This window comes from Tsukamurella sp. PLM1 (assembly GCF_023168325.1).
In the GTDB taxonomy this organism is placed as follows: domain Bacteria; phylum Actinomycetota; class Actinomycetes; order Mycobacteriales; family Mycobacteriaceae; genus Tsukamurella.
Map to the genome: position 1 here is coordinate 1,592,343 of NZ_AP025688.1, position 18,838 is coordinate 1,611,180.

Sequence of the window (18,838 nt, forward strand, 5' to 3'; positions counted from 1 at the left end):
ATGGAACAGCTGACCAATCTTCTGGGCGGGTTCGCCGGCGCGCTGAGCCCGGTCAACCTGATGTGGGTCGTCATCGGCTGCCTGATCGGCACCGCCGTCGGCGTCCTGCCGGGCCTCGGTTCCTCGATGGCGGTGGCGCTGCTGCTGCCGCTGACCTTCGCCCTCGACCCGACCGCCGCGTTCATCCTGTTCGCCGGCGTCTACTTCGGCGGTCTCTTCGGCGACTCCACGATGGCCATCCTGATGAACACACCGGGGCAGGCGTCGTCGATCGCGTCGACCTTCGAGGGCCACCAGATGGCGAAGTCCGGCCGCGCGCCGCAGGCTCTCGCCACTGCGGCGATAGGCGCGTTCATCGGCGGCATGATCGCCTCGATCCTCGTCGTCTTCCTCGCGCCGTTCATGGCGGACGTGTCGACGAAGTTCGGGCCGGCGGAGTACTTCGCGCTGTCCCTTCTCGCCTTCGGCGCGATCTCTTCCGTGGTCTCCGAATCGGTCCTCAAGGGCCTGGCCTCGCTCGTGTTCGGCCTGATGTTCGCCACGGTGGGCATCGACGAGATCTCCGGCACGGAGCGGTTCACGTTCGGCTCGGCGAATCTGTTCGACGGGATCTCGCTGGTCACCGTCGCAGTCGGCATGCTCGCCCTCGGCGAGATCATCATCGTGGCGAGTCGTTTCCGGCGTGACCCCGCGCCGGAGGCGCTCGGGGCGAAGGCGGGGCGCGCGTGGCTCTCCAAGGCGGAGTTCACGGAGGCGCTACCCGCGTGGGGCCGCGGCACCGCGATCGGCCTGCCGTTCGGCGTGATCCCCGTCGGCGGCGCCGAGGTCCCGACGTTCCTCGCCTACGACGTCGAGCGGCGCCTCGACCGGCGTCGGAAGTTCCCGATGTTCGGCAAAGGCGCGATTCGCGGCCTCGCCGCGCCGGAGGCCGCCGGCAACTCGACCACCGGTATGGCGATGGGCGCGCTGCTGTCCCTGGGCCTTCCGGTCTCGGCGACCGCCGCGATCATGCTGGCCGCGTTCCGGCAGTACGGATTGCAGCCGGGGCCGCTCCTGTTCGACAATTCGCCGGATCTGGTGTGGGCGCTGCTCGCCAGCTTCTTCATCGCCATGGTGGTGCTGCTGGTGATCAACATGCCCTTCGCCCAGCTGTGGGCGAAGCTGCTGCTGATCCCCGCGCCGTACCTCTACGGCGGAATCGTCGTGTTCTGCGGGCTCGGCATCTACGCCACCTCGCCGACGATGTTCGACCTGCTGCTGTTCCTCGCGATCGGCCTGCTGGCCTTCGTGTTCAAGCGGTACGACATCCCGATCGCGCCCCTGCTCATCGGCATGGTCCTCGGGCCGCTCGCCGAGACGAGCATGCGCGACGCCCTGCTCTCGTCCAGCGGCGACTACTCGGTGTTCGTTTCGTCGCCGATCGCGGTCACGCTCTACGCCCTCCTCGCCGCGGTGCTCCTGCTCAAGGCTCGCCAGGTGGTCCGTTCCCGTACCAGTAAGGATGTCTGACATGACAGTTCTCGTCGCCCACTCGACCACCCCGAGAGCGCCGCGGCGCTCCGGGCCGCCTACGGCGAAGCCGAACGCCGGGCCGGGGAACCCGTCGTCGTCTTCGTGCTCGACGGTGCCGCCCCCGACGTCTCGGACGCGCAGGCGCGCGGCCTGACCGTCTCCGTCGAGTTCCCGAAGGAGTACGAGAAGGACCCGGTGGGCGGCGTGGTGGACGCCGCCACCCGTCTCGACGCGTCCGTCCTCGTGATCGGGATCAAGCACCGCACCGCGACCGGCAAGCTGCTGTTCGGCTCGTCCGCGCAGCGGATCCTGCTGGACGCGACCTGCCCGGTCCTGGCGGTGAAGGTGCCGCAGAGCTGAGCGCCCTGTTCGCCCGAATGTGAACATCATGTTTCGGCCGCGCCGACCGGGTCGATCAGCTTGACTCATGGGCCGGTCGAGGGCTTGAGTTGATCCATGCATCTGTTGCCCCGCGAGCAGGAGAAGCTGCTCATCGTGGTGGCCGCGGACCTGGCGCGTCGCCGCCAGGCCCGCGGGCTCAAGCTCAACTATCCCGAGGCGATCGCGATCATCACGTACGAGCTGATCGAGGGCGCGCGGGACGGCCGCACCGTCGCCGATCTGATGGCGTACGGATCCACGATCCTGACCCGGGAGGACGTGATGGACGGCATCGCCGAGATGATCCACGACGTGCAGGTCGAGGCGACGTTCCCGGACGGCACCAAGCTGATCACCGTCCACCACCCGATCCGCTAGGGGCGCACCATGAAACCCGGAGAGTACCGGCTCGCGTCCGAGCCGATTCTGTGCAACGTCGGCCACGGCACCGTCGAAGTCCGTGTGCGCAACGGGGGGATCGGCCGATCCAGGTGGGGTCGCACTACCACTTCTTCGAGACCAACCGAGCGCTCGAGTTCGACCGGAACGCCGCGTACGGCTTCCGCCTGGACATTCCCGCCGGCACGGCCGTGCGGTTCGAACCCGGCGACGCGAAGACGGTGCGCCTGGTCGCCCTGGGCGGCGCCCGCGAGGTGTTCGGTCTGGCGAACAAGGTCAACGGGCCGCTCGACGGTGCCGGGCCGGCTGGCCCGGCAGGAGACGGGGGAGAGCGATGAGCTTCGAACTGACCCGCCGCGAGTACGCGGACCTGTACGGGCCGACGGTGGGCGACGCTGTGCGCCTAGCGGATACCGAGCTGTTCGCGACGGTCGAGAAGGACTACACCGTGTACGGCGAGGAGGTGGTGTTCGGCGGCGGCAAGGTGATCCGAGACGGGATGGGACAGGACGGCGTCCTGGTGCGCGAGCAGGACATCCCGGACACGGTGATCACCAACGTGCTGATCATCGACCACACCGGCATTGTGAAGGCGGACGTGGCGCTGCGCGACGGCCACATCTTCGCGATCGGCAAGGCGGGCAATCCGCAGATCTCCGACGGCATCTCGATCATCATCGGCGTGGCGACCGAAGTGATTGCGGGAGAGGGGAAGATCCTCACCGCCGGCGGCATCGATACCCACATCCACTTCATCAGCCCGGATCAGATCGCCACGGCGCTCACCTCCGGCGTCACCACGATGATCGGCGGTGGCACCGGGCCCGCGGCCGGGACCAACGCCACCACAGTGACTCCCGGCCCGTGGCACATCGCCCGCATGCTGCAGGCCTCGACGACGTGCCCATGAACATCGGCCTGCTCGGCAAGGGGCACGCGGGCACCCTCGAGCCGATCGCCGAACAGATCCGGGCGGGCGCGATCGGCGTGAAGGTCCACGAGGACTGGGGCACCACCACCGCGTGCATCGACAACTCGCTCACGGTGGCCGACGAGTACGACGTGCAGGTGGCGATCCACACCGACACGCTCAACGAGTGCGGCTTCCTCGAGGACACCGTGGCCGCGATCGACGGCCGCGTGATCCACACCTTCCACACGGAGGGCGCGGGCGGCGGCCACGCGCCGGACATCATCGCCATCGCCGGGCACCCGAACGTTCTTCCCGCGTCGACGAATCCGACGCTGCCGTTCACGCAGAACACCATCGTCGAGCACTTGGACATGCTCATGGTGTGCCACCACCTCAACCCCGACATCCCCGAGGACGTGGCGTTCGCGGACTCCCGCATCCGGCCCGAAACCATTGCCGCCGAAGGTGTCCTCCATGACATGGGGATCATCTCGATCACCTCGTCGGACTCACAGGCCATGGGCCGGGTCGGCGAGGTGATCACCCGCACCTGGCAGCTGGCCGATTCGATGAAGCGGCAGCGTGGCCCGCTCGACGGCGACCCCGAGAACGGCGACAACGCGCGGATCAAGCGCTACGTGGCGAAGTACACGATCAATCCCGCCCTCGCGCAGGGCATCGCCGAATACGTGGGCAGCGTGGAAGAGGGTAAGTTCGCCGACCTCGTGCTGTGGGACCCGAAGTTCTTCGGCGTGAAGCCCGAGCTGGTGATCAAGGGCGGGCAGATCGCGTCCGCTCTCATGGGTGACTCGAACGCCTCGATCCCCACGCCCCAACCGCGCACCGTCCGGCCGATGTTCGGGTCGATGGGCAGTGCGGTGCACGACTCGTCCATCACCTTCGTGTCCCAGGCCGCCGACGGTGCGGGCGTCGCCCGGGAACTCGGCCTGCGCAAGCGCACGCTGCCGGTCCGCGGCATCCGCACCCTGCGCAAGAAGGACCTGCCGCACAACGGCGCGACGCCGGACATCACCGTCGATCCGGAGACGTACACCGTCACCGTCGACGGGGAGGCCGTGCGGTCCGAGCCGTCCGCGACCCTGCCCATGGCGCAGCGTTACTTCCTGTTCTGGGAAGACGATTTGATCATCGAGAAGGTTCTGGGAAACCTCAGCGAGCTGTCCGGGGCGGAGCTGGCGGGGCGGCACGTGGAGCGGGTCCCGCTCGCGGGGGCCGACCTGGTGAAGCGCATCCAGCGGGTGCGCACCGACCACGATCGCGAGATCGGTCTGAGGTTGGCGGCCCCGTCGGGGCCGACGGCGACCTGCGCGACGGCGACATCCTGTTCCAGGACGAGAAGAACGTGATCGCCGTGCAGGTGCTGTCCACCGACGTGCTCGTGATCGCGCCCCGGACCGTCACCGAGATGGGCCGCACCGCACACGGACTCGGCAATCGGCACCTGCAGGCGCAGTTCTTCGACGCCGCGTCCGAGTACGGCGCCGAGGTGATGGTGGTCGCCTACGACCACACCGTCGAGGACTACCTGCGCCACCACGGCGTGCCGCACTCGCGCCAGGAGCGCGTCCTGCCCACGCCCTTCCGCCACGCGGAGCACACGCATTGAACACTGTTACGGACAGCGAAACCGCAGGTCGCGGTGAACAGGAACAGTGTTCAATCGGCGGGGCGGGGTGGGGTTTCTGCTGCCGCTGCTGCAGGTGAGCGACTCCGCGCTGCCCACCGGCGCGTTCAGCCACTCGTTCGGGATGGAGAGCTACCTCGCGGACGGCACGATCGACGGCGAGGAATCGTTCGCCGGGTGGCTGCGCGCGTACCTGGATCGCCAGCTCACGTACACGGACGCGCTGGCGATCCGGCTCGAGTACGAGGCGCTCGACCGCGGTGACCTGCAGGCGGTCTGGCGGCTGGACCGGCTGGTGGCCGCGCTGACCCTGCCCGCGCAGGTCCGCACGGCCACGCAGACCATCGGCCGCCGCACCGCTGACATCGGCACCCTGGTGGCGCCCGAGTCGCACGTCGGCGACTACGTGGCCGAGCTCGAGGGCGGACGGTGCCACGGGCATCCGGCGATAGCCTTCGCCCTGCTCGCGCACGCCGTGGGCGCGCCGGTGCGGGCGGCGATCGAGGCGCACCTGTTCGCCGCCGTCTCATCGCTCACGCAGAACGCGGTGCGCGCCATCCCGATCGGGCAAACCGCGGGGCAGCGCGTGCAGCGCGCCATGCATCCGGTGGTGGCGGACGCCGTCGCGACCGCGATGACCCTGACCGAGGCGGACCTGGGTGCGGTGTCGCCGGGGCTGGAGATCGCCCAGATGCGGCACCAGCGTCAGCGTGCCCGCATGTTCATGAGTTGAGGAGGATTTCGATGACGACGATTCGGATCGGAGTGGGCGGGCCGTGGGGGCCGGCAAGACACAGCTGGTCGAGCGCATCACCCGGCACCTCGCCGACGAGGTGTCGATGGCCGCGATCACCAACGACATCTACACCACGGAGGATGCGAAGATCCTCGCGCGCAACGGGATCCTGCCCGGCGACCGGATCATCGGTGTCGAGACCGGCGGCTGCCCGCACACCGCCATCCGCGAGGACACCTCCATGAACGAGGCCGCCGTCGCGAAACTCGTGGCGCTGCACCCGGACCTGCAGATCGTGTTCATCGAGAGCGGCGGCGACAACCTCTCGGCCACGTTCAGCCCCGAGCTGGTGGACTTCTCGATCTACCTGATCGATGTGGCGCAGGGCGAGGAGATCCCGCGCAAGGCCGGACAGGGCATGATCAAGTCGGACCTGTTCGTGATCAACAAGATCGACCTCGCGCCGTACGTCGGCGCGGACCTGTCCGTGATGGCCGCCGACTCGAAGGTTTTCCGCGGCGAGAAGCCGTTCTGCATGACGAATCTCAAGACCGACGAGGGCCTCGACGGCGTGCTGCACTGGATCCGCCACGACGTGCTGATGCTCGACCTCGCGTGACCGGCTACACCGGCGAGCTCGCGCTGACGTTCGCGCCGCGGGAGGGCGCACCGTCGCCGTGGCGCAGCGGCACGCGGGCACCCTGCAGACCCTGCGGCCCGTGTACCTCGACGATTCCGGGCAGGTCACCTACCACGTCGTGAATCCGGGGGGCGGGTGCCTGCGCGGGGATTCGTACGCGATCGACCTCGAGCTGCTGGCCGGGGCGCACGCGTTGGTGACCACGCAGTCGGCCACCAAGGTGTATCGGACGCCGGACTCCGCTGCGTCGCAGCACATGCGGATCGTGCTCGGGCCGGACAGCGTCCTCGAGTACGTGCCCGACGCGCTGGTCATATACCGCGAGGCCACGTACCGGCAGACGTGCACGGTGCGGATGGCGGCGTCCGCCTCCCTGGTGCTGGCCGAGATCGTCACGCCGGGTTGGTCGCCCGACGGTGCGCTGTTCCGGTACGACGAGCTGCGAATGCGCACCGAGATCGTGCGCGACGGTGCTCTGCTCGCCGTGGACAACGTGCTGATCACGCCCGGCTCGGCCGATCCTTCCGGGATCGGATTCCTCGACGGCCGCACCCATTTCGGGTCGCTGACCGCGGTCGACGCGCGGGTCGACGGTGCCCTCCTCGACGACCTGCACGAGGTCACCGTCGGACACCCGACGGTGCGGAGCGGCCTGACCCGCCTCAACGGCCCGGGCTTCGTTCTGCGCTGCCTCGGAGATGACACCACCGAGCTGACCGCCCTGTTCGACGCCGTGATCGCCCTGCTGCGTTCGCGATGGACCGGACAGGCACCCCTGAACCTGCGAAAGTACTGACATGAGCGTGATCGAGGTACGACCGGCCGACGTGTTCGAGGACGTGGCTGCAGTGCTCGGGCCCAAGAAGCAGACGTCCAGCAACTGCTTCTGCCTCAGCTACCGGATCGGCTCGAAGGAGAATCAGGCGCTGCGCGGTCCGGCACGATTCGAGCGGGTGCGCGGGCTGTGCGCGGAGGACCCGCCGCCCGGCGTTCTGGCCTACGACGGTGCCGAGCCCGTCGGCTGGGCGGCGATCCACCCGCGCGCGGACACGAGTTTCGCGACCAACCGCCGGATCCCGCACGTCGAGGTCCATGAGGATCCGTGGTCCCTGTGGTGCGTGCGGGTGCGGCCCGGGCATCGGAAGCAGGGGATCAGTCACGCTCTCGTGGCCGGCGCCCTCGACTTCGCGCGGGCCCACGGCGCCTCCGTGGTGGAGGCCTATCCCGTGGACAACCAGGGCGCGAAAGTCGACCTGACCATGGCGTACGTCGGAACCCGCGCACTGTTCGAGCGCGCGGGCTTCGAGTACGTCATGGACACCACGTCGGTGCTCAACGGTTTCACGCGCGTGCTGATGCGCCACCGGGTGTGAATCTCAGCGCCAGCCGAGCGCCGGTGCCACGTCCTGGACCAACGACTCCAGCAGCTTCGTGTTGTACTCGACGCCCAGCTGATTCGGCACCGTCACCAGCAGGGTGTCCGCCTCGGCGATCGCCTCGTCGTCGCGGAGCTGCTCCACTAGCTCGGCCGGTTCCGCGGCGTAGGTGCGGCCGAACACGGCCCGGAAGTCGTCGATGTTCCCGAACTGGTCGGAGCCCTTGCCCTCGTGGCCGAAGTAGGCGCGGCTCTCGTCGTCGATGAGCGGCATGATGCTGCGGCTCACCGAGACCCTCGGCTCGAAATCGTGACCGGCCCCGGCCCAGGCGTCACGGAACGTGCGGATCTGCTTCGCCTGCTGGACGTGGAACGGCTCGCCCGACTCGTCGGTCTTCAGGGTCGAGCTCATCAGGTTCATGCCGTGTTCCGCCGCCCACTCGGCTGTGGCGTCGGAGGCTGCGCCCCACCAGATGCGCTGCCGCAGCGTAGGGAGTGCGGCTCTATCCGAAGCAGCCCTGGGGGATTCGGGAACATCGGCCGCGGATTGGGCTGGGCGAAACCCGCGCCCTCAAGAACCTTGAGCGCGATCTCGGTGTGCCGGCGGCCCATGTCGGCGTCCGTCATTCCCTCCGGCGGCTCGTACCCGAAGTACTTGTAGCCCTCGATCACCTGCTCCGGCGAGCCCCGGCTCACGCCGAGCTGCAGCCGCTCGCCGGCGATGAGGTCGGCAGCGCCGGCGTTCTCGGCAAAGTACAGGGGATTCTCGTAGCGCATGTCGATCACGCCCGTGCCGATCTCGATCCGTGACGTCTTCGCGCCGACCGCCGCGAGCAGCGGGAACGGCGAACCCAGCTGGCGGGCGAAGTGGTGCACGCGGAAGTACGCGCCGTCGGCACCCACCTCCTCGGCCGCCACCGCGAGGTCGATCGACTGGTGCAGGACATCGGCCGCGGTCCGCGTTCGCGAGCCCGGCACGTCGGACCAGTGGCCGAAGGACAGGAAGCCGATCTTCTTCATGCCCGGTGCAACTCTGGACCGCGGTCCGAATATTCCGCGGGCCGTCGGGCGTCCGACCGCAACCGCGGCGGCGACCGGCCGGCGAGACGGTGCCCTGCCACAGGTGCTCGTCGACCAGGCGCGGCACGTCGTCGACGGTGATCGACCCGTACCACGCATCGTCCGGCTGCACCGTGACCACCGGCGCGTGATTACACGGGAACTGGCAGCCGGTCACGGTCACCAGGACGTCGTCGTCGCCCAGGTCGCGGCGCCGCAGCTCGTCGGTCAGCGCGCGACTAACCTCCGCGCCGCCGCGGGCCGAACACCGCGGCCCACGACACACCAGCACCTGGTGCCGGTGCTGAGGCACCGCGTCCCACGCGATCGACTCGAGCGGCGACGCGTCGTCGGACATGACGGGACCGCCGGCCGCGATCGCGGCGGTGAGCAGCGACGGCTCGGGAGCCGGGAGCAGGGCGGGGGACAGTCGCAGGGGCGGCGCACCGTCGTAGCCCCGGAGCCAGTGCGCCGCCACGCGGCGCAACCACGACCGCTTCGGCCCGGGTTCCGCCCAGCCCGTGCCGACGAGCAGCAGTTCGGGCGCGCCGGCGTCGGCGAGTGCGGTGAGGACATCGACCAACGCGGGGTCGTGGACCTGCAGGAACGCGGCGTGCGCGCCCGCCCCGGCGGCGAGTGACTGCAGCTGATCCGGGTCGACGCCGGCGGACATGCCGACGAGCACCGTGGTCACGGGAGCGCCCGGACGCCGTCGGCGAGGCGATGCGCACCGTCGAGCAGGCGGACGCCGGACGTGGTCTCCGAGAACGGGATCACGACGAACCGGTTCTCCCGGACGGCGCGGAGCTGGCTCAGGGCGGGATCCTTGCGCGCCCGATCGATCCGCTCCTGCGCGGGATGGCCGACGGCATCGGCCACCACGATGACGTCCGGGTTCGTGCCGACCACGTTCTCCAGGGAGACCTCAGCCCAGTTGCCAGGCAGGTGTGCGAAGACGTTCACGCCGCCGACCGCTTCGATGAGGAGCTGCGGCGTCCCCCTGCCCGCGCCCACGTTCAGGCCGGACGGCGCGCCGTAGTCCCACCAGAAGATCCGGCTGCCGCGGGCGGCGCCCTGGAGTGTCGGCTCGGCCAGCTGCGCCTGCTGGTCGGCGATGAGCGCCCGCGCGGCGTCCTCGGTGCCGAACGCCCGACCGGCGGCGGTCAGCTCCTCCCAGATCAGGTCCCACGACGCGCGCTCGGGCTTCTTCGCGCAGCCGGACGGCGAGAGCAGCGACGCGACGCCCTGGCCGGCGAGCTTGGCGCGGTCGCCGAGGTTCTTGTCGGCGAACGCCGAGGTGTACGAGGCGTAGACGAGGTCAGGACGGGTGGCGAGCACCTTCTCCATGGTCGGGAACTTGGGGGCGAGCACCGGGATCGCGTTGTAGGCGGCGGCGAAGCGGGGTGCCACGGCGTCGTCGAGGTAGGCGGTGCCCACCATGCGGTCGGCGGCGCCGAGCGCGAGGGCGACTTCGGTCGCGCCCTGGTTCAGCGTCACGATCCGCTGCGGTTCCGTGGGAATGGTGGTCGCGAAGTCGCAGGTGGTGACCGTGACGGGGAACTCGGGCCGCACGGACGGGCCGGGCTCGACGGCCGGTGCGGGCGAGCCGCAGCCGGCGAGGACGGTCGCCGCCGCGACCGGTAGGACTAGGGCGTGGGCCCGCATGGTGGTACTCGTTTCGTCGGCAGCCCCGTGCGCGGGGCCGCGGTGGACAACCGCGAGCCGGCCGGTATCGGACTCGAGGCGGATCGCCGCCTCACACCGTTGCGCGCCAGTCCCGGATTCCCACCGGGTTCCCGTGTCCGACTCGGACGTGACGCTATCAGGCGTACCCGCACAAACGTCGTCCCCAGCGGCGCGGACCCCGGATTCGTGCAGGTCGCCAGACCCCTGCGCCGCTGGGGGCGACGTTTGGGTGGGCACGGTCGGTAGACGCGCCCTCCGTCGTTCCTCGGAAGTCGGTCGGGCATGCCCCTGATGACCGTTGGGGCGTCCTTCGATGCAGAGCCGCCGTCGGTAGTGAGAGTGCCGGCCAGCGGCGGTTCTACGGGGCGAACACAACGGATCAGCGCGCACCGGGGAGTGTGATCCGCGTTGTGCGGGGTGGGGCTGACTACAGTCGAGGCGTGAGCACCTCCACCATCGCGATCCTGATCGCCGTCGCCGTCATCCTGGTCCTCCTCGTTGCGCTGGCCACGGGGTTCTACCTCAACAAGCGACGGAAGGTGTCGCTGAAGGACGAGACGCCCGAGCCGAAGAGCCTCGACAAGTCGGGCGGCTACAAGGCCGGCGGCGGCTTCACCTTCAGCGAGGGCGCGCGCGAGGCGGAGCCGGTGCCGCGCGGCCCGGAGGCGCCGAAGGCCCCCAAGACCCCCGAGCCGCCGAAGGCCGAAGGTGCGCCGCAGATCTCGTTGAAGGACCTCCAGGAGTCTCGCGAGCAGGAGCGGGCCGCGGCGGAGCAGGCGCAGGCCGACGCCCGCCTCGCCGAGGCGGAGGAGATCGACCCGACGATCGCGAACGTCGAGCCGGAGGCTCCGACGGAGGTCGAGCTCATCGAGGACGGCGGCGTCGCGGATCCGGGCGCCGCGCCCGAGGCGCCCGAGGCGCCCGCCGCTTCGGCCGCACCCGAGGTCGCGCCTGCGGAGCCGGAGGCCGCGCCCGCTGAGCCCGAGGTGGCTGCCGCACCGAGGCACCGTCGGCGCCGGAACTGGACGAGATCGCCCCGACGGCCGGCCGCCTGGACCGGCTCAAGGGACGGCTGGCGCGTTCGCAGTCGACGGTCGGCGCGTCGCTGCTCGGGCTGCTGGGCGCGGGCGACCTGGACGAGGAGTCGTGGGAGGAGATCGAGGACACCCTGCTCCTCGCCGATCTCGGCACGCCCACGACGATGGCGGTGGTCGAGAAGCTGCGCGATCGGATCGCCACGCAGGGCGTCGCCAGCGCCGCCGAGGCGCGCGCGCTGCTGCGGCAGGTGCTGATCGAGGAACTGCACCCCGAGTACGACCGGAGCATCCGGGCGCTGCCGCACGCCGGCGCACCGTCGGTGCTGCTGGTGGTGGGCGTCAACGGCACGGGCAAGACCACCACCACGGGCAAGCTGGCGCGCGTGCTCGTAGCCGACGGCCGGCGCGTGCTGCTGGGCGCGGCCGACACGTTCCGCGCCGCCGCGGCGGACCAGCTGCAGACGTGGGGCGAGCGCGTGGGCGCGGGCATCGTGCGCGGCAAGGAGGGCGCAGACCCCGCCGCGGTCGCGTTCGACGCCGTCGCGAAGGGCACCGACGACGGTGTGGACGTGGTCATGATCGATACCGCCGGCCGGCTGCACACCAAGACCGGGCTCATGGACGAGCTGGACAAGGTCAAGCGCGTCGTGGAGAAGAAGGCCAAGGTCGACGAGGTGCTGCTGGTCCTCGACGCGACGATCGGCCAGAACGGGCTGTCGCAGGCGAAGGTGTTCGCCGAGGTCGTCGACATCACAGGCGTCGTGCTCACCAAGCTGGACGGCACCGCCAAGGGCGGCATCGTGTACGCCGTGCAGCACGAGCTGGGCGTGCCGGTGAAGCTCGTGGGCCTGGGCGAGGGCGCCGACGATCTCGCGCCCTTCGAGCCCACCGCCTTCGTGGACGCGCTGCTCGGCTGATCGTGCAGGCGGCGATCGCCGCCTGCGACGCGACTGAAGATTTCGGCGGCCGATGTCGATTGGCGGCGCAGCAAGACCGGCATCCGGTTCGTCCGGTTCCAGCTGACGACGGTGAGCCCTACGAAGGTCGTGTGGCACGGCGTGGACTCCGAGCTGACCTTCGTCGAGGACCATCACGCAGCATCCCGCAGCTGGTCACGACCGGTGCAGGCCAGCCGATCCCGCGGTACACCGACCAGCAGTGAGCCGCGCCGGCTACCGGAGCGCCACCTCGGGACAGGCGCATCTCACGATGTCGGGTTTGCGGGGTTAGCAAGTGCGAGCTGCACATCCGACCCGGCAGAACCCGAAACTCTGGGCGGCGCTGGAAACACGGCCGTAACGGGAGGGCACGGGCGTGCCCGAACCGGTTACACACGGGCAACATGAGCGCGACCACGGGGAAACGGCGGCGGCAGAGGCTGTTCTCACTCGCATCGCAAGGGCGATGCGCCCGAGGAGGTTTCCCCGTGATCCTGGCTTCTGTGCCCGACGAACTGTTCGGCAAGGTCGACACCGGCACCACCGCGTGGATGTTGATGTCGGCGGCGCTGGTGCTGCTGATGACGCCCGCGCTGGCATTCTTCTACGGCGGGCTGTCCCGCCAGAAGTCCGTGCTCAACATGATGATGATGTCGATCAGCTCGCTGGGCGTGGTCTCCGTGATCTACGTGCTGTGGGGCTACTCGATGTCATTCTCCGGCGAGGGGAACTATCTGGGCCTGTTCGACAACCCGTTCACGTACTTCGGGTTGGACCAGCTGACGGAGACCAAGGCCGTCGGCGACGACACACTCGCGGTGCTCTCGGCGCCCGGCAGCGGCCTGCCCGCCATCGTGTTCGCGGGCTTCCAGCTGACCTTCGCCGTGATCACCGTGGCGCTGATCTCCGGCGCGGTGGCCGAGCGCGTGAAGTTCGGCACCTGGCTCGCGTTCACGGTGCTGTTCACCACCGTCGTGTACCTGCCGCTGGCACACATGGTGTGGGGCGGCGGCCTGCTGTCGCACGACGAGAACGGTCTTGCCGCAATGATGTTCGGCACCACCGACGGCGAGGCCACAGTGGCGCCGATCGACTTCGCCGGCGGCACCGTGGTGCACATCAACGCCGGCATCGCGGGCGGCATCCTGGCGATCTTCGTGGGCAAGCGCCTCGGCTTCGGCAAGGCCGCGTACCGCCCGCACAACATCCCGTTCGTCATGCTCGGCGCCGCGCTGCTGTGGTTCGGCTGGTTCGGCTTCAACGCGGGCTCGGCGGGCACCGCCAACGCCACCGCCGGCCTGGCCTGGGTGAACACCGCCGTGGCGACGGCGGCCGCGATGCTCGGCTGGCTCGCGGTGGAGAAGTTCCGCGACGGGCACGCCACCACGGTGGGCGCCGCGTCGGGCGTCGTCGCCGGACTCGTGGCGATCACACCCGCCTGCGCGAACGTCAGTCCCGTCGGCGCGATCGCGCTCGGCGTGGTTGCCGGCGTCGCCGCGGCGTTCGGTGTGGGGCTCAAGCACCGCTTCGGTTTCGACGACTCGTTGGACGTGGTGGGCGTGCACCTGGTGGCCGGGCTCATCGGCACCGTCGCCCTCGGTTTCCTGGCCAAGGACACCGGGCTGTTCTACGGGGGCGACTACCGCCAGCTCGTCGTCCAGGCCGTGATCGCGCTCGTCGCGCTGCTCTACACCGGCGTCCTGACCGTCATCATCGCGCTGATCCTCAAGCCGTTCGGCTGGCGGATCGACAAGGAGTCCGAGGCCGACGGCATCGACAACTCCGAGCACGCCGAAACGGCGTACGACCTGGTCTGAGGTGGCCGCGAACTAAGCTGGCAACACAACCGACTCAAGCGAAGGAAACTCTTATGAAGCTGGTCACCGCGATCGTCAAGCCCTTCACGCTCGAGGATGTGAAGGCGGGCCTGGAGCAGGCCGGGATCCTCGGGATGACGGTCAGTGAGGTCCAGGGCTACGGCCGCCAGAAGGGGCACACCGAGGTGTACCGTGGCGCCGAGTACTCGGTGGACTTCGTCCCCAAGGTGCGCATCGAGGCCGTCGTCGACGACGCGGTCGTCGACTCCGTGGTCGACATCATCGTGGAGGCCGCGCGCACCGGCAAGATCGGCGACGGCAAGGTCTGGGTCACCCCGGTCGAGTCCGTGGTGCGCGTCCGCACGGGCGAGCGCGGCGCGGAAGCCCTGTAGGCGCGATGACGGGGTCGGACGGACCCGGCGGGCCGGGCGCGGCCACTGAGCTGGTGGCGGCCCGCGCCCGCCTGCTGGACCGGGCGGGCGGCGCCCACCGGATCGACCCGCTCACCCTGCGAGCGTCGCTCGCCGACCTCGCGGAGGTCTGGCTCGCGACCCACGGCGCCGCCGCCGGGATCGGCCCGGACAGTGGGCTGGCGCTCGTCGCCGTCGGTGGGCTCGGGCGGCGGGAGCTGCTGCCCTACAGCGACTTCGATCTGCTCCTCATACACGACCACGGCATCGCGCCCGAGCAGGTGACCTCGGCGGCGGAGCGCATCTGGTACCCGCTGTGGGACGCCCACATCAAGCTCGACCACGCCGTGCGGACGGTGCCCGAGGCGATCCGCGTGGCCGCCTCGGACCTGACCGCCGCGCTCGGCCTCCTGGACGCCCGGCACATCGTGGGCGACGAGGAGATCACCAACCTGCTCATCAGCGGCGTGCGAAAGCAGTGGCGCGCCGATATCCGCACCCGCGTCGACGACCTCGTCGATCAGGCCCGCGAGCGGTGGCGCCGCTCCGGCGAGATCGCGCACCGCGCCGAACCCGACCTCAAGAACGGGCGGGGCGGGATGCGGGACGTCCAACTCCTGCAGGCGCTCTCGCTCGCGCAGCTGACCGACGGGATACCGACACCGTCGGGCGCCCGCAACGGGGCGGCCGGCAACGACCTGGCCACGGCCTACGGGCGCCTGCTGGACGTGCGCACCGAGCTGCACCGGATCTCGGGCCGCGCCCGCGACTCCGTCCGCGCGCAGGAGGCCGACGAGATCGGCGCGGCGCTGCGCATCGGGGACCGATTCGACCTCGCCCGCACCATCAGCGACAGCGGGCGCACCGTGGCGTACGCCGTCGACGTGGGGATCCGCACCGCGCAGAACGCCCTACCGCGGCGCGGTATCTCGCGGCTGCGCCGTCCGCCGGTGCGGCGCCCGCTCGCCGAGGGCGTGGTCGAGCACGCCGGCGAGGTCACGCTGGCCCGGGACGCGCGCCCGGACCGCGACCAGGGGCTGACGGTGCGCGTCGCCGCCGCGGCCGCGGCGTCGGGGCTGCCGATGTCGGCGTCCACGCTGGCCCGGCTGGCCGACGTCGCGCCCGCCCCGCGCAGTCCCTGGCCGGCGGAGACCGTGGCCGACTTCCTCGCCCTGCTCGGCGCCGGGCGCGGCGCCGTCCCCGTCATCGAGGCGCTCGACCGCACCGGCCTGTGGGGGCGCCTTCTGCCCGAGTGGGGCGCGGTGCGCGACCTGCCACCGCGCGACGCCGTGCACACGTGGACCGTGGACCGACACCTGGTCGAGACCGCCGCCTACGCCGCGAACCGCGCCACCGATGTCGCGCGCCCCGACCTCCTGGTGCTCGGCGCACTGCTGCACGACCTGGGCAAGGGCCGCGGCGGCGATCACAGCGCGATCGGCGCCGAACTCGCCGAGGCCGTCGCCGACCGGATGGGCCTGCACCCCGCCGACCGCGCGCTGCTCGCCGCGATGGTGCGCCACCACCTGCTGCTGCCCGCGGTTGCGACCAGGCGCGACCTGGACGATCCGGCGACCATCGAGGCGGTCGCCGACAAGCTCGGCCGCGATCCCGTGCTGCTGGAGCTGCTGCACGCGCTTGCCGAGGCCGACTCGCTCGCGACCGGGCCGGGCGTCTGGGGCGACTGGAAGTCCAGGCTGATCGGCGAGCTGGTGCGCCGCACGGGCCGGGTGCTGGCGGGGGAGCCGGCGCCGGAACCGGCGCACGTGCCGGCCGATATCGCCGCCCTCGCGGCCGGTGGGGGAACGCATGTGACCATCCGCCCGGCCGCCGCGCTCGGGCCGCACACCTTCACGGTCACCGTCGTCGGGCCGGACCGCAGGGGCGTGCTGGCCCGCATGGCGGCCGTGCTGGCGCTGGCCGGGCTGCGGGTGCAGAAGGCGACCGTCGCCGCGGTCGGGGAGTCCGCGGTGAACACCTTCGTCGTGGTCCCCGTCTTCGGCGATCCGCCCGACCCCTCCGTGGTCCGGCAACGGCTCCTGGCCGCGTTCGACGGCGCCGACGTCCTCGCCGAACTGCGCAGCCGCGAACGCGCGGCGTCGGGCACCGTCGACGGAACCGCCCCCGCGCCGCCGCTCCGGGCGGCCGCGCCGCCGCGGTTGCGCTGGTTCGACGGTGCGCCGGGCACCGTCGTGCTCGATGTCCGGGCCGGGGACACCCCGGGCCTGCTCGCACGCGTCGCCGGGGCACTCGACGACGCGGGGCTGGACGTGCGGTGGGCCAAGGTCGCGACGCTGGGCGCCACCGTCGACGACGTCTTCTGCCTGTCCGTGCCGGGCGACGAGGCCGCGCTGCGGGCCCGCGCCGAGGCGGCGGTGATCGCGGTTCTGCCCGAGGCCGTGCCACCGGCGCCCCGGAGGGCGAGCCGACCCGATAGGCTGGGGCAATGTTCGAATCCCTCTCCGATCGGCTTACAGGCGCGCTCAAGGACCTGCGCGGCAAGGGCCGGCTCACCGACGCCGACATCGACTCGACGGCGCGCGAGATCCGGCTCGCGCTGCTCGAGGCCGACGTCGCGCTGCCCGTGGTGCGCGCCTTCGTGGCCCGCGTCAAGGAGCGGGCCAAGGGCCACGAGGTCTCGGCGGCGCTCAACCCCGCGCAGCAGATCGTCAAGATCGTCAACGAGGAACTCGTCGCGATCCTCGGCGGCGAGACCCGGCGGCTGAACCTGGCCAAGACCCCGCCCACGGTGCTCATGCTGGCCGGCCTCCAGGGCGCCGGTAAGACCACGCTCGCGGGCAAGCTGGCCAACCACCTCAAGAAGCAGGGCCACACGCCCATGCTGGTGGCCTGCGACCTGCAGCGCCCGGGCGCGGTCGACCAGCTCAAGATCGTCGGCGAGCGCGCCGGCGTGCCCACGTTCGCGCCGCATCCCGGCACGTCCGTCGGCGGCGAGGGCGCGCTCGGCGTCAGCGCGGCCGACCCCGTCGAGGTGGCGCGCGGCGGCATCGCCGAGGCGCGGGCCAAACAGCACGACGTGCTGATCGTCGACACCGCCGGCCGCCTCGGCATCGACGAGGAGCTCATGGGCCAGGCGCGGGCGATCCGCGACGCCGTGAACCCCGACGAGGTGCTGTTCGTCCTCGACGCCATGATCGGCCAGGACGCCGTGAGCACGGCGCAGGCCTTCGCCGATGGCGTGGACTTTACCGGCGTCGTGCTCACCAAGCTCGACGGCGACGCCCGCGGCGGCGCCGCGCTCTCGGTCCGCGAGATCACGGGCAAGCCGATCCTGTTCGCGTCCACCGGCGAGAAGCTCGACGACTTCGACGTCTTCCACCCGGACCGGATGAGCTCCCGGATCCTCGGCATGGGCGACGTGCTCTCGCTCATCGAGCAGGCCGAGCAGCACATGGATCAGCAGAAGGCGGAGGAGGCGGCCGCCAAGATCACCTCCGGCGAGCTGACCCTCGAGGACTTCCTCGACCAGATGCTGATGATCCGCAAGATGGGCCCCATCGGCAACCTGCTGGGCATGCTGCCCGGCGCGGGCCAGATGAAGGACGCCCTGGCCGCGGTCGACGACAGCCAGCTCGACCGGATCCAGGCGATCATCCGGGGCATGACCCCCGCCGAACGGTCCGATCCGAAGATCATCAACGCTTCGCGCCGCCTGCGCATCGCCAAGGGCTCCGGCGTCACGGTCTCGGACGTGAACCAGCTGGTGGACCGCTTCTTCGAGGCCCGCAAGATGATGTCGCAGATGGCCGGCTTCGGCGCGCCCAAGCGGATCCCCAAGCGCAAGCAGAAGGGCAAGCAGGGCAAGAAGAACCGCAACCGTCAGGCTGGTCCCACGCCGCCGAAGATGCGGGGCGGTTTCCCGGGGATGCCGGGCATGCCCGCTGGCATGGACCTCTCGGGGATGCCCAAGGGGCTCGACCAGCTGCCCCCGGGGCTCGAGGGCATCGACATGGCCGCGCTCGAGGAGCAGCTCCGTAAGAAGCGGTAGCTCCGCCGGCCGGCCGGGTTCGGGGGCCGGAACGCGGCTGCGGGTGAGGGGAGTGTTCACTCCCGAGCCATACAGAAAATGAATATCTGCAGGTAGCCGTCCCTATGTCGGTCGGTCGCAGCGGCGCGCCGGTCAGCTCCCTGCTGGGAGCCGATGCGCCCGTTCCGCCCGGGTCGCGGTGTGGTCGTCCGTGGCACAGCGCGTTCGTCCCCCGCGCCACGCCGATCCGCGACCCAGGAGTTTCGTCCCACTCTGGAAGACCGGCGTCTGGCAGGGGGCGG

Annotated in this window: 11 protein-coding genes, 8 pseudogenes and 1 riboswitch; of the genes and pseudogenes, 16 read left to right on the forward strand and 3 right to left on the reverse strand. The window is 70.7% G+C overall.

The features are described from left to right. From MTP03_RS08235 to MTP03_RS08280, 10 genes and pseudogenes are all read left to right on the forward strand, one after another. Positions 1 to 1,509 carry a tripartite tricarboxylate transporter permease gene (locus MTP03_RS08235; RefSeq protein ID WP_248491540.1) on the forward strand — a complete coding sequence of 503 codons (1,509 nt, stop codon included), beginning with the start codon at positions 1 to 3 and terminating at the stop codon, positions 1,507 to 1,509. A 105-nt stretch (positions 1,510 to 1,614) separates the two neighbouring features. Further along, the gene (locus MTP03_RS08240; RefSeq protein WP_248491541.1) at positions 1,615 to 1,872 is read left to right on the forward strand and encodes a universal stress protein; all 258 of its coding nucleotides are present in this window, start codon (positions 1,615 to 1,617) and stop codon (positions 1,870 to 1,872) included. A 96-nt stretch (positions 1,873 to 1,968) separates the two neighbouring features. After that, the gene (locus tag MTP03_RS08245; protein ID WP_248491542.1) at positions 1,969 to 2,271 is read left to right on the forward strand and encodes an urease subunit gamma; all 303 of its coding nucleotides are present in this window, start codon (positions 1,969 to 1,971) and stop codon (positions 2,269 to 2,271) included. A gap of 9 nt (positions 2,272 to 2,280) precedes the next feature. After that, a pseudogene (locus MTP03_RS08250) lies at positions 2,281 to 2,630 on the forward strand (urease subunit beta). Further along, positions 2,627 to 4,335: pseudogene (gene ureC / locus MTP03_RS08255) on the forward strand (urease subunit alpha); the annotation flags it as partial. The pseudogenes MTP03_RS08250 and ureC, both read left to right, overlap by 4 nt. Positions 4,336 to 4,347: 12 nt before the next feature. Beyond that, a pseudogene (ureE, locus tag MTP03_RS08260) lies at positions 4,348 to 4,832 on the forward strand (urease accessory protein UreE). Between the two features lie 67 nt (positions 4,833 to 4,899). After that, on the forward strand, positions 4,900 to 5,583 hold the full coding sequence (locus MTP03_RS08265) for an urease accessory protein UreF (RefSeq protein ID WP_248491543.1): 684 nt from the start codon (positions 4,900 to 4,902) through the stop codon (positions 5,581 to 5,583). A gap of 11 nt (positions 5,584 to 5,594) precedes the next feature. Next, positions 5,595 to 6,205, forward strand: a pseudogene (ureG, locus tag MTP03_RS08270) (urease accessory protein UreG). A gap of 58 nt (positions 6,206 to 6,263) precedes the next feature. Further along, complete coding sequence (locus MTP03_RS08275; RefSeq protein ID WP_248491544.1) at positions 6,264 to 7,022, forward strand: urease accessory protein UreD; 759 nt, start codon at positions 6,264 to 6,266, stop codon at positions 7,020 to 7,022. A gap of 1 nt (position 7,023) precedes the next feature. After that, positions 7,024 to 7,599: a GNAT family N-acetyltransferase gene (locus MTP03_RS08280; RefSeq protein ID WP_248491545.1), complete on the forward strand. Its 576-nt coding sequence runs from the start codon at positions 7,024 to 7,026 to the stop codon at positions 7,597 to 7,599. Positions 7,600 to 7,602: 3 nt separating this feature from the next. Here MTP03_RS08280 and MTP03_RS08285 read toward each other — a convergent pair. Together MTP03_RS08285 and MTP03_RS08290 are read right to left on the reverse strand one after the other, a co-directional pair. Continuing rightward, a pseudogene (locus MTP03_RS08285) lies at positions 7,603 to 8,621 on the reverse strand (LLM class flavin-dependent oxidoreductase). Positions 8,622 to 8,787: 166 nt separating this feature from the next. Continuing rightward, positions 8,788 to 9,018 (reverse strand): annotated as a pseudogene (locus tag MTP03_RS08290) (ferredoxin); the annotation flags it as partial. A gap of 108 nt (positions 9,019 to 9,126) precedes the next feature. Between MTP03_RS08290 and MTP03_RS08295 the strand changes: the two are divergent. After that, positions 9,127 to 9,300 carry a hypothetical protein gene (locus MTP03_RS08295; RefSeq protein ID WP_248491546.1) on the forward strand — a complete coding sequence of 58 codons (174 nt, stop codon included), beginning with the start codon at positions 9,127 to 9,129 and terminating at the stop codon, positions 9,298 to 9,300. A 50-nt stretch (positions 9,301 to 9,350) separates the two neighbouring features. Here the strand turns inward: MTP03_RS08295 and MTP03_RS08300 are convergent, their stop codons facing one another. After that, entirely contained in the window at positions 9,351 to 10,325 is a 975-nt protein-coding gene (locus MTP03_RS08300) for an ABC transporter substrate-binding protein (RefSeq protein ID WP_248491547.1), read from the reverse strand. Between the two features lie 41 nt (positions 10,326 to 10,366). Continuing rightward, positions 10,367 to 10,511, reverse strand: a riboswitch (cobalamin riboswitch). A gap of 275 nt (positions 10,512 to 10,786) precedes the next feature. On the opposite strand from MTP03_RS08300, the pseudogene ftsY reads away from it, so the two are divergent. The 5 genes and pseudogenes from ftsY (at position 10,787) to ffh (ending at position 18,557) form a co-directional block, all read left to right on the forward strand. Beyond that, a pseudogene (ftsY, locus tag MTP03_RS08305) lies at positions 10,787 to 12,300 on the forward strand (signal recognition particle-docking protein FtsY). A gap of 512 nt (positions 12,301 to 12,812) precedes the next feature. Continuing rightward, complete coding sequence (locus MTP03_RS08310; protein ID WP_248492091.1) at positions 12,813 to 14,138, forward strand: ammonium transporter; 1,326 nt, start codon at positions 12,813 to 12,815, stop codon at positions 14,136 to 14,138. A 53-nt stretch (positions 14,139 to 14,191) separates the two neighbouring features. After that, entirely contained in the window at positions 14,192 to 14,530 is a 339-nt protein-coding gene (locus MTP03_RS08315; RefSeq protein ID WP_248491548.1) for a P-II family nitrogen regulator, read from the forward strand. Positions 14,531 to 14,535: 5 nt separating this feature from the next. Beyond that, positions 14,536 to 16,953, forward strand: a pseudogene (locus tag MTP03_RS08320) ([protein-PII] uridylyltransferase); the annotation flags it as partial. A 41-nt stretch (positions 16,954 to 16,994) separates the two neighbouring features. Further along, positions 16,995 to 18,557: a signal recognition particle protein gene (gene ffh, locus MTP03_RS08325; protein ID WP_248491549.1), complete on the forward strand. Its 1,563-nt coding sequence runs from the start codon at positions 16,995 to 16,997 to the stop codon at positions 18,555 to 18,557. Positions 18,558 to 18,838 lie beyond the last annotated feature (281 nt).